Raw genomic sequence first — 10,364 nt, 5'->3', positions numbered from 1 at the left:
TGTACCCATAGCCGCCGAAAAGTTGCAGGCACTCGTCCAGAACCTCGCCCTGGGTATCGGTGATCCAGTATTTCGCCATCGCCGCTTTCTCGACGCTCAGCCGCCCCTGCAGGTGCTCGGCAATGCATTCGTCCAGAAAGGCGCGCGCAACCTTGGCCTTGGTCAGACATTCCGCCAGCTTAAAGCGGGTGTTCTGAAACTGCAGGATCGGGCCGCCGAACGCCTCGCGCTCCTTGCAATAGGCGATGGTGCGCTCCACCGCGCCTTCCATCGCGCCGACTGCGCCGCAAGCGATGATCAGGCGCTCTTGCGGCAGCTGCTGCATCATCTGGTAAAAGCCCTGGCCCTCGGCGCCGCCCAGAATGTTCTCTGGCGGGATTTCCACATTGTCAAAGAACAGCTCGGAGGTGTCCGCCGCATGGCAGCCGATCTTGTCGAGGTTGCGGCCGCGGCTGAAGCCAGCGGCGCCGTCGGTCTCCACTGCCACCAGAGAGATACCCTTGGCGCCCGCCGCCGGGTCGGTCTTGGCTGCAACCAGGATCAGATTGGCGTGCTGGCCATTGGTGATAAAGGTCTTCTGTCCCGACAACCGGTAAGCATTGCCATCCTTGACCGCCTTGGTCTTGATTGCCTGCACATCCGAGCCGGTGGAGGGTTCAGTCATTGCCAGCGCGCCGACCAGCTCTCCGGTCGCCATCCTGGGCAGCCAGCGCTGTTTCTGCTCTTTGGTGCCATAGGCCAGAATATAATGGCCAACGATGCCGGAATGGATGCCTTGGCCCCAGCTGGCCAGATTGGCGCGGCTGCCTTCCATCAGGATCACGGCTTCATGGCCGAAGTCGCCGCCGGCGCCGCCATAGGCCTCGGGGATGGACGGGCAGAGCAGGCCAAGGCCGCCCGCCTGGGTCCAGGTCTCCCGGTCCATTATGCCTTGCTTGCGCCAGGTCTCGAACTTGGGCGCCCATTCATTAGTGATGAACTGGGCCGTCATCTGGCTGAGCATCCGATGCTCATCTGTCATCCATGCAGAACGCGTCTCGGTCATCTTTCTCCCTTTGGCCGCTTCCCGGGCCTTATCTCTTGCGGGCTTCCAGCTCGGCATTGAACAGCCGCAGCCGGTGGCTCAGGTTTTCATAGTCCGTCACGCTGTCGAAATTTTCGAACAGGAATGACAGCGCCTCGCCTTCATCCAGCCCCGCCTCCTGGGCAAACTTCCTGAGCTTGCGGTAGCCCTCCTCGGTCATTGCAACCGGGAACCGGCGGGTCAGGCGGAAACGTTTCGGCATCATGTGGTCCTTTGCATGTCAAAGCACCGGCCGGGCTGGATGGACGCCCCGGACAGGGGCGCCCGAAAGGCATCAAAAGGCGTCTGCCTCCAGCGCCATCACCGGTTCGGCTCCGCTTTCGATGCGGGCCAGGTGCAGTTTGGTCGCGGGCAGCCGCCGTGCCATATAGTACCGGCCGGTTGCGAGTTTCGTCTCATAGAACGCCGCGTCATCGGCCCCGGCGTCAAGCGCTTCCTGCGCGGCCTTGCCCATCTTAGCCCACATCAGGCCCAGGCAGACCTGTCCGAACAGATGCATGAAGTCGTAAGACCCGGCCAGCGCGTGGTTGGGATCCTTCATGCCGTTTTGCATGAAATACATACCGGCCGCCTGCAGGTCCTTGGAGGCGGCCTTCAGCGGATCGATGAAGTCTTTGCCGAAAGTCTCGGAAACCTCTTTATTTTCCTGACAGAAGGTTTTCACCAGGTCAAAGAACGCCAGAACATATTTGCCGCCGTGCTGGCCCAGTTTGCGGCCCACCAGATCCAGTGCCTGCACGCCGTTGGCCCCCTCGTAGATCATCGCGATACGGGCGTCGCGGGTGTATTGCGACATGCCCCATTCTTCGATGTAGCCATGGCCGCCATAGACCTGCTGCGCCTGGACGGTCATGTCGTAGCCCTGATCGGTCAGGAAGCCCTTGATCACTGGCGTCATCAAGGAGATCAGCCCGTCGGCGTCCTTGTCGCCTGCGCGGTGCGCCTGGTCGATCAGGGTGGCGCCCCACAGCAGGAACGCGCGCGCCCCTTCGGCAAAGCTTTTCTGATCCATCAGCGAGCGGCGGATGTCCGGATGCACGATCAGCGGATCGGCGGGCCCGTCCGGGTTTTCGGCGCCGGTCACGGCGCGGCCCTGCAGCCGGTCCCTGGCGTATTCCACCGCGTTCTGATAGGCGGCCTCGGCCTGCGCCAGGCCCTGCATGCCGACGCCCAGACGGGCCTCGTTCATCATCGTGAACATGGCGCGCATGCCTTTGTGCTCTTCGCCCAAAAGCCAGCCGGTGGCGCCGTCATAATCCATCACGCAGGTCGAATTGCCGTGGATGCCCATCTTCTCCTCGATCTTGCCGACCGAGACGCCGTTGCGTTCGCCCGGGGTGCCATCCGCGCTGACAATGAATTTGGGCACGATGAACAGGCTGACGCCCTTGATGCCCTCGGGGCCGCCGGGGATCTTGGCCAGCACCAGATGCACCACGTTCTCCGCCATGTCATGGTCGCCGGACGAGATGAAGATCTTCTGCCCCGAGATCTTATAGCTGCCATCGCCCTGCGGTTCCGCCTTGGTGCGCATCAGGCCCAGGTCGGTGCCGCAATGCGGTTCGGTCAGGTTCATGGTGCCGGTCCATTGGCAGCTGACCATCTTGGGCAGATAGGTGGCCTTCTGCTGGTCGGTGCCATGCGCCAGAATCGCCGAAGCAGCCCCGTGGGTCAGCCCCTGGTACATGGTAAAGGCCTGGTTTGCGGAAGAGAAGAACTCGCCCACTGCGGTGCCCATGACATACGGCATGTTCTGGCCGCCGAACTCCTCCGGCATGTCCAGCCCGGTCCAGCCGCCCTCCTTGACCTGTTCAAAGGCCTCCTTGAACCCTTTGGGGGTGTAGACTACGCCGTTTTCCAGGCGGCAGCCCTCCGCATCGCCCACCACGTTCAGCGGGTGCAGAACCGCACTGGCGATCTTGCCGGCTTCCTCCAGCACCGCGCCGGTGAACTCCGGCTCCAGTTCGTTGTATCCGGGGATGTCGCTGCCGGAGACTTTCAATACGTCATGCAGGATAAACTGGGCGTCTTTTGCGGGGGCTGTATAGGAAGGCATTGCGGTCCTCTTCAGGGGTCTTGTTGCTTCGGGTCGATGCCGGGCAGGCCGGCGGGATAGGGCGGGGCGGCTGCCTATTCGGCGGCCTCCTGTTTGGCCCGCATCGAGGCGATCATCTTTTCGCCCCAGGCCAGCTGGTCTTTCAGGTCCTCGATCGCCTCGGTCAGCTCTTCGCGCTGGCGCTCCATATCGGCAAGCCTCTCGCGGCCGACCTCATAGGTCTTGGTCAGCTGAGTCACCTGCTGGTCGCCGACATGGTACAGATCCAGCAGCTGGCGGATTTCCTCCAGGCTGAACCCGAACCGCTTGCCGCGCAGGATCAGCTTCAGCCGGGCGCGGTCGCGTTTGGTGAACAGCCGCTTCTGGCCGTCGCGGATCGGGAACAGCAGTTCCTTGGCTTCGTAGAACCGGAGCGTGCGGGGAGTTACGTCATAAGCCTCGCACATCTCGCGGATGGTCATGGTTTTCTCGGTCATCATCGTCACTCTTACGGCTTGGTGCAGGAGCAAGCTGGCCGCATCCGGGATTTCGATCAAGACTGACTTTACGTTTACGTAAGTTGTACGTTGCGTCATTTTCAGGGAGCGCGAAAGTGTCGTAAAGAGAACAGAAAGCGGCGCAATGATTGATCTGGAGGGCGCGCAGGCCGGGGCCGCACCGTATTCAAGATGCGGCTATGGCAGAATCCAACAGCCCGGACGCAAGGCGATACCGCGGCGCCCGCGCTTGCCAACGGGCGGGCGTTCTGGCGAGGCGCCGGTATATTCAAGAAGCCGTGCTTGTTGGCAGGAATGCAGTGGCGCACGCGCGCGACCGGCGCCACCCCGCGGGCAGGCGCTCGCCCGGCCGATTGACACAGCGCGGGTGCTGGATTGGACTTAGAAAGGCGGGGATTCGGGTTACTTAAGCAGGGCCCGGGTGCTTTCACGCAGTTCGTTCAGCTCTTCAATGGCTTCATTGATCTGCTCGCGCTGCTTGTCCAGCTCCAGAAGCTGGCGGTCGGCCATTTCCATGAATGCATGGTTTTGGGCGTCGTTGCCCTCTTTTTCATAGATCAGCAACCATTGGCGGATCTCTTCCAGCTGAAAGCCGAACTTGCGGCCGCGCAGGATCAGCTTCATCCGCGCCCGCTCCCGCGCGCCATAAAACCGCGACCGGCCTTCGCGGTCGGGGTGCAGCAATTCGATGTATTCATAATAGCGCAGCGTCCGCGGCGTAACCTCGAACTCGGCGCACATTTCCTTGAATGACAATCTATTGTCGGTCATCCGTCATCTCCCTTGCCGGGAACCTAGGCACTTGCAGCGAACAGTGCAACCTCCGCGGCGGCACACTTGCGCTTTTTCCGGGCCGGGGCCAAAGATGGGGGAGACATTTCAAAGGGACAGCCCCATGGCCGACAAGACCGACCTCGCGCGCCAGTTCATCGAAGCCATCCCCCATGCCAAGCAACTGGGCATGAAGCTGACCGAGATCGGCGACGGCACTGCCGAAATCCGCATGGCTTACGACGAGAAGCTGGTCGGTGATCCGGCAACCGGTGTCATCCATGGCGGCGCAGTCTCGGCGCTGATGGACACCTGCTGCGGCGCAGCGGTGATGAGCCACCCCTCGGCCCCCGGCGGCACCGCCACCATCGATCTGCGCATCGACTACATGCGCCCGGCGTCTCCGGGCCAGACGATCACCACCCGCGCCACCTGCCATCAGATCACCCGCAGCGTTGCCTTTGTCCGCGCGGTTGCGATGGACGAGGATACAGACCGCCCCGTCGCCACAGCCTCCGGCGCCTTCACTGTGGAGAATAAGTTTTGAGCCGCCCCCGTCCTGAACCGATTCAGGTGGTCAAGCAGCGCCGCGATGCAGCCCTTTCGGCGCTGGTGGATTCGGTGCCCTACATCCGCTTCTTGAACGTCACTTTCGACCGCCGCGGCGATGAGCTGACCGCGCAGCTGAATTTCGACGACAAGCTGATCGGCAACCCGTTCCTGCCCGCGATCCACGGCGGCGTCACCGCGGCCTTCCTGGAAATCACAGCGATGATCACCCTCAACTGGTCACATCTCTGGCAGCGCATCGAAACCGGTGATCTGGACCCGGCGGAAATGGCCAAGGGCAACCTGCCGCGCCAGCCCAAGACCATCGATTTTACCGTCGACTACCTGCGCTCCGGCCTGCCGCGCGACGCCTATGCGCGGGCGCGGGTGAACCGCTCGGGCCGCCGTTATGCCTCGGTGCATGTGGAGGCCTGGCAGGACCACAAGGACAAGCTGTTCGCCCAGGCCACCGGCCATTTCCTGATGCCGCAGAACCAGAACGGCGAAGGCTGACACACGATGACCGGCGCGAACACCGAAATCACCCATAAACGGGTGCTGACAATCGCTTTGCCGATTGTGCTGTCGAATGCGACGGTGCCGATCCTGGGCGCGGTGGACACCGGCGTGGTCGGCCAGATGGGCGAGGCCGCTCCGATTGGTGCCGTTGGAATCGGTGCGGTGATCCTGGCGGCGTTCTACTGGCTCTTCGGCTTCCTGCGCATGGGCACTACCGGGCTGGCGGCACAGGCGCGCGGCGCTGGGGACTGGGCCGAGACAGGCGCGCTTCTGGTGCGCGGGCTGCTTCTGGCCTTTGCTGCCGGAACCGTGTTCACCATTGCCCAGGCCGCAGTATTCCGGGGCGCCTTCGCACTTGCCCCGGCCAGTGCCGAGGTCGAAAGCCTGGCCCGTGGCTACCTGCAGATCCGCATCTGGGGCGCGCCTGCCACAATTGCGCTCTATGCTGTCACCGGCTGGCTTATCGCGGTTGAGCGCACCCGCGGCGTGTTCCTGCTGCAGGTCTGGATGAATGGTCTGAACATCGTCCTGGACCTGTGGTTCGTGCTGGGCCTCGGCTGGGGTGTCGAAGGCGTAGCCATCGCCACGCTGATCGCCGAATGGACCGGGCTGGTGCTGGGGCTGTACCTGTGCCGCGATGCCTTTGCCGGCGATCAGTGGCGCGACTGGGCACGGGTGTTCGATCCGGCGCGGCTGAAACGGATGATGCAGGTGAACGGCGACATCATGGTGCGCTCGCTGCTGATGACGGGGTCATTCACGACCTTTCTGTTCATCGGTTCCGGCGTCGGCGACGTGAACCTCGCCGCCAATCAGATCCTTCTGCAGTTTGTTGAAATCACAGCCATTGCGCTGGACGGTTTTGCTTTCTCAGCCGAGGCGCTGGTCGGCGGGGCCATCGGCGCCAAGACCCGCCAAAGAGTGCGCCGCGCGTCAATCGTCACTGCGCAATGGGGCGTTGGCGGAGCGGTGCTGCTGGGCATTGCCTTTGCCACGGGCGGCCCTGCACTGATCGACCTGATGTCCACCTCCCCCGAGGTCCGCGAGGCAGGGCGGGTGTTCCTGATCTGGGCCGTGGCGATGCCTGTGCTGAGTGTCGCAAGCTGGATCTTCGACGGCATCTACATCGGTGCCACCTGGACCCGCGACATGCGGTGGGCGATGCTGCAATCGGTGGCGGCCTATGTGGCGGCCCTGCTGCTGCTGGTGCCGGCGTTCGGCAACCATGGCCTGTGGGCGTCGTTGCTGGTGCTGAACATTGCCCGCGGTGTGACGCTGGGCCTGCGCTACCCGCGGCTGGAGGCGCAGGTTGGCGTCTGACGTCACCGCGGGAACCGGAATTCTGCGGGAATTCCGGCCCGGATGTCAGGCGGTTTCCGGGAGGGTCTGCGCGCCGGCAACCGGCGCCTGCCGTTACAGCAGCGCTTCAATCGCCTCGGTCGGGCGGCCGATCACGGCCTTGCCGCCTTTGACGGCAATCGGGCGCTCGATCAGGATCGGATGCGCGGCCATCGCGGCCAGCAGATCCTCCTCCGGGCTGTCCTTCGTAAGGCCCAGCTCCTTGAACGCCTTTTCACCGGTCCGCATCATTTCCACCACCGGGACGGCAAGCGCGGCCTGCACGGCCTTCAATTCCTCGACCGAAGGCGCATCTTCCAGATAGATCCGCGTCTGAACTTGCACGCCGCGCTCTTTGATCAGTGCCAGCCCCGCGCGGGATTTTGAGCATTTCGGATAATGCCAATAGGTGATCACAACCAATCCTTCCGTTTTGTTCCAACCGCTTGCGCGACGTTGTCAAACCCGTCCCGCGCCAGCAGCCCGTCCAGTCCGCGGGCAATATCACCGGCTAGCGACAGCCCGCCATAGACCATCGCGGTATAGAACTGCACCGCAGACGCCCCGGCGCAGATCTTGGCATAGGCCTGCTCTGCATTGCTGATGCCGCCAACGCCCACCAGTGGCACCTTGCCGTCCAGCAGTTCCGACAGCTGCGCCAGCACGCGGGTGGATTTCTCAAACAAAGGCGCGCCGGACAGCCCGCCGGCCTCGCCTTTGTGCAGGCTTTGCAAACCATCGCGCGACAGGGTGGTGTTGGTGGCGATCAACGCATCAATGCCGCTTTCAACGGCGACGGCAGCGATGTCCTCTATCCCCTCGCGGTCCAGATCCGGGGCGATCTTCAGGAACACCGGCACCCGGCGGCTCAGGTTGTCGCGGGTTTCAACAACTCCGGCCAAAAGCGCCGACAGGGCCGCCTTGCCCTGCAAGTCGCGCAGTTTCTCGGTGTTGGGGGAGGACACATTGACCGTCGCAAAATCCAGATCCGCGCCGCAATGGGCCAGCACTTTGGCAAAATCCGCGGCGCGGTCCTCGCTGTCCTTGTTGGCGCCAAGGTTCAGCCCGATGACGGCATCCCGCGGACGCTGCGCCAGCCGGGCGCCAATTGCCTCCATGCCTTCGTTGTTGAAGCCGAAACGGTTGATCGCGGCCTTGTCCTCGGTCAGGCGGAACAAGCGCGGCTTGGGGTTGCCAGGCTGCGGGCGCGGGGTGGCGGCGCCAACCTCGATGAAGCCGAAACCGGATTTCGCCAGCGGCGCCAATGCCTCGGCGTTTTTGTCATAGCCCGCCGCGAGGCCGACCGGGTTCGGCAGATCAATCCCCGCCAAAGAGGTTTTCAAACGGGCTGAGCTCACCGGGCCCGGGGCAGGGGCAAGCCCCAGGGTCAGCGCCTTGACGGACAGGCCATGGGCGGTCTCCGGATCCACCTTGTGCATGGCGGCCAGCGCCAGTTTCTCGGTCAGCTTCACGCCATTTCCTCCGGGAACTGATGCACGCCTTGGGCCAGCGGCAGCGGCTTGGCCCAGACCACATCCGCCATGCGGATGTTGCGGAACAGATGCGGGAACCTGGCACCGCCGCGGGAGACCTCCCATTTCAGGTCATCGCCCATGGCCTCTGCATCACAGGCCAGCAGGGTCAGCCCCTCGGCCCCGGCAAAATGCCTGGCCGCGGTCTCTGCCGCCTGGGTTGCGGTGGAAAAATGGACATAGCCATCTGCCACATCAATCGGCGCGCCCCGGGTTTCACCCTGAGCCTGCAGTGCGGCCCATTCGTCCGCCCGGAAAATCTTGTAAATCAGCATAGAGGCCTGATGCCCTGCGATTGCGGATGAATCAAGGGGGATTGGCGTTGGCAAGGCGTGGCGCCACCGGGAATGCTGACACGAGAAGACGCACAAGCCCGGCTTTTCCCCTTTGACCAGGGCGGTCTTTGGGCGCAGGCTTTCCCAGAACCAGAAAACGGGAGCGCCCCTTATGATTGCACGGATTCTCACACCGGTTGCGGCTCTGGCCTTGACCGCCGGCGCGGCGGCGGCGGACTACAGGCTGACCATTCTGCACACAAACGACTTTCATTCCCGGTTCGAGCCGATCAGCAAGTATGACAGCACCTGTGATGCCGGGGATCAGGCCGAGGGCAAATGTTTCGGCGGCACCGCGCGGCTGGTGACGGCGGTTGCCGAAGCGCGTGCGCGGGCAGAGAACGCGATCCTGGTGGATGGCGGAGACCAGTTTCAGGGTTCGCTGTTCTACACCTATTACAAGGGCAAGGCCGCGGCCGAGTTCATGAACCAGCTCGGTTATGACGGGATGACTGTCGGCAATCATGAATTCGACGACGGCCCCGAGGTTCTGCGCGGCTTCATGGACGCGGTCGGCTTTCCGGTGCTGATGTCCAATGCCGATATCTCGGCCGAGCCGGCGCTGGCGGAGGTGCTGAAGAAGTCCACGGTGATCGAGCGCGGCGGCGAAAAGATCGGCCTGATCGGCCTGACACCGGAGGACACCCATGAACTGGCCAGCCCCGGCAGGAACATCACATTTTCCGATCCGGTGGCAGCGGTGCAGGCCGAGGCGGACCGGCTGACCGCGGAAGGCGTGACCAAGATCGTAGTGCTGAGCCATTCGGGCTATGGCGTCGACCAGCGGGTGGCGGCGGAAACCACCGGCGTTGACGTGATCGTCGGCGGCCACAGCAACACCTATCTGTCCAATACCTCGGATAAGGCGGCGGGTCCGTATCCAACCGTGGTGAACGGGGTGCAGATCGTGCAGGCCTATGCCTATGGCAAGTTCCTGGGCGAGCTGAATGTGACCTTTGACGACGCGGGCAAGGTGATCAGTGCGGAGGGCGAGCCGCTGATCATGGATGCAGCTGTCGCCGAGGACACGGCCACTTTGAACCGCATTGCTGAACTGGCCAAGCCGCTGGATGAGATCCGCAACAAGGTGGTGGCGGAAACCTCCGCGCCGGTTGAGGGCAGCCGGGACGTCTGCCGGGTGCAGGAATGCCAGATGGGCAATCTGGTGGCCGACGCGATGCTGGACCGCGTCCAGGATCAGGGCGTAACCATTGCCATCGCCAATTCCGGCGGGATCCGCGCCAGCCTGGATGCCGGCCCCGTCACCATGGGCGAAGTGCTGACCATTCTGCCATTCCAGAATACGCTGTCGACCTTTGAGATCCCGGGCAAAACCCTGGTGCAGGCGCTGGAGAACGGGGTCAGCCAGGTGGAGGACGTCAAGGGCCGCTTTCCTCAGGTTGCAGGCCTCACGTTCAGCTGGGACGCTTCAGCGGTGCCGGACGCGGGCCGCATCAGGCAGGTGATGGTGGCAGAGGGCGGGGGCTTTGTGCCGATAGATCCGGCCAAGACCTATCTTGTGGTCACCAATGACTATGTCCGCAACGGCGGTGATGGCTATGCGATGTTCGAGGGCGGCGATAAAAACGCCTATGACTTTGGTCCGGATCTGGCCGATGTGCTGGCAGGATATCTGGCGGCGCAAGGCCCCTATCCCCCCTACACGGACGGGCGGATCACTCA

Annotated in this window: 12 protein-coding genes; 4 read left to right on the top strand and 8 right to left on the bottom strand. The window is 63.3% G+C overall.

The features are described from left to right. The 5 genes from VOI29_RS18395 to VOI29_RS18375 all read right to left on the bottom strand — a co-directional run. Positions 1-1,045 (bottom strand): acyl-CoA dehydrogenase family protein (locus tag VOI29_RS18395; RefSeq protein ID WP_323781960.1); only part of this gene is annotated, 1,045 nt, incomplete at its 3' end. A gap of 28 nt (positions 1,046-1,073) precedes the next feature. Further along, on the bottom strand, positions 1,074-1,286 hold the full coding sequence (locus tag VOI29_RS18390; RefSeq protein WP_323781957.1) for a hypothetical protein: 213 nt from the start codon (positions 1,284-1,286) through the stop codon (positions 1,074-1,076). Positions 1,287-1,358: 72 nt separating this feature from the next. Beyond that, positions 1,359-3,140, bottom strand: coding sequence for an acyl-CoA dehydrogenase C-terminal domain-containing protein (locus VOI29_RS18385; RefSeq protein ID WP_323781955.1), 1,782 nt, complete (start codon positions 3,138-3,140; stop codon positions 1,359-1,361). A 74-nt stretch (positions 3,141-3,214) separates the two neighbouring features. Next, complete coding sequence (locus VOI29_RS18380) at positions 3,215-3,616, bottom strand: MerR family transcriptional regulator (protein ID WP_024089717.1); 402 nt, start codon at positions 3,614-3,616, stop codon at positions 3,215-3,217. 423 nt (positions 3,617-4,039) lie between these two features. Further along, positions 4,040-4,408, bottom strand: coding sequence for a MerR family DNA-binding transcriptional regulator (locus VOI29_RS18375; RefSeq protein ID WP_323781952.1), 369 nt, complete (start codon positions 4,406-4,408; stop codon positions 4,040-4,042). A gap of 124 nt (positions 4,409-4,532) precedes the next feature. Here VOI29_RS18375 and VOI29_RS18370 point away from each other — a divergent pair, with 124 nt between their 5' ends. The 3 genes from VOI29_RS18370 to VOI29_RS18360 are packed head-to-tail and all read left to right on the top strand — an operon-like array spanning position 4,533 to position 6,796. After that, the gene (locus tag VOI29_RS18370) at positions 4,533-4,955 is read left to right on the top strand and encodes a PaaI family thioesterase (protein WP_323781948.1); all 423 of its coding nucleotides are present in this window, start codon (positions 4,533-4,535) and stop codon (positions 4,953-4,955) included. After that, positions 4,952-5,470, top strand: a complete 519-nt coding sequence (locus VOI29_RS18365) for a PaaI family thioesterase (protein WP_323781945.1) — start codon at positions 4,952-4,954, stop codon at positions 5,468-5,470. Before VOI29_RS18370 ends, VOI29_RS18365 begins: the two co-directional genes overlap by 4 nt. A 6-nt stretch (positions 5,471-5,476) precedes the next feature. Continuing rightward, positions 5,477-6,796: an MATE family efflux transporter gene (locus VOI29_RS18360; RefSeq protein WP_323781942.1), complete on the top strand. Its 1,320-nt coding sequence runs from the start codon at positions 5,477-5,479 to the stop codon at positions 6,794-6,796. A gap of 93 nt (positions 6,797-6,889) precedes the next feature. Here the strand turns inward: VOI29_RS18360 and arsC are convergent, their stop codons facing one another. From arsC to VOI29_RS18345, 3 genes are read right to left on the bottom strand one after another with little or no spacing between them, the layout of a single operon-like run. Then, positions 6,890-7,231: an arsenate reductase (glutaredoxin) gene (arsC, locus tag VOI29_RS18355; protein ID WP_323781939.1), complete on the bottom strand. Its 342-nt coding sequence runs from the start codon at positions 7,229-7,231 to the stop codon at positions 6,890-6,892. Continuing rightward, positions 7,228-8,286, bottom strand: coding sequence for a quinone-dependent dihydroorotate dehydrogenase (locus VOI29_RS18350; protein ID WP_323781936.1), 1,059 nt, complete (start codon positions 8,284-8,286; stop codon positions 7,228-7,230). The genes arsC and VOI29_RS18350 overlap by 4 nt, the downstream gene beginning before the upstream one ends. Continuing rightward, entirely contained in the window at positions 8,283-8,621 is a 339-nt protein-coding gene (locus VOI29_RS18345; RefSeq protein WP_323781933.1) for a DUF952 domain-containing protein, read from the bottom strand. The genes VOI29_RS18350 and VOI29_RS18345 overlap by 4 nt, the downstream gene beginning before the upstream one ends. A gap of 172 nt (positions 8,622-8,793) precedes the next feature. On the opposite strand from VOI29_RS18345, the gene VOI29_RS18340 reads away from it, so the two are divergent. Continuing rightward, on the top strand, positions 8,794-10,364 hold a 1,571-nt coding region (locus VOI29_RS18340), incomplete at its 3' end, for a bifunctional metallophosphatase/5'-nucleotidase (protein WP_323781930.1).

Source organism: Leisingera sp. (assembly GCF_034669605.1).
GTDB lineage: Bacteria > Pseudomonadota > Alphaproteobacteria > Rhodobacterales > Rhodobacteraceae > Leisingera.
Note: the sequence above shows the minus strand (reverse complement) of the source record. Positions and strands in the feature narration are given on the sequence as shown.

Bases quoted from the DNA above. Each gene is read 5' to 3' on its own strand.
- VOI29_RS18390 (WP_323781957.1), bottom strand. From the start codon at position 1,286: ATGCCGAAACGTTTCCGCCTGACCCGCCGGTTCCCGGTTGCAATGACC.
- VOI29_RS18385 (WP_323781955.1), bottom strand. From the start codon at position 3,140: ATGCCTTCCTATACAGCCCCCGCAAAAGACGCCCAGTTTATCCTGCAT.
- VOI29_RS18380 (WP_024089717.1), bottom strand. From the start codon at position 3,616: ATGACCGAGAAAACCATGACCATCCGCGAGATGTGCGAGGCTTATGAC.
- VOI29_RS18375 (WP_323781952.1), bottom strand. From the start codon at position 4,408: ATGACCGACAATAGATTGTCATTCAAGGAAATGTGCGCCGAGTTCGAG.
- VOI29_RS18370 (WP_323781948.1), top strand. From the start codon at position 4,533: ATGGCCGACAAGACCGACCTCGCGCGCCAGTTCATCGAAGCCATCCCC.
- VOI29_RS18360 (WP_323781942.1), top strand. From the start codon at position 5,477: ATGACCGGCGCGAACACCGAAATCACCCATAAACGGGTGCTGACAATC.
- VOI29_RS18345 (WP_323781933.1), bottom strand. From the start codon at position 8,621: ATGCTGATTTACAAGATTTTCCGGGCGGACGAATGGGCCGCACTGCAG.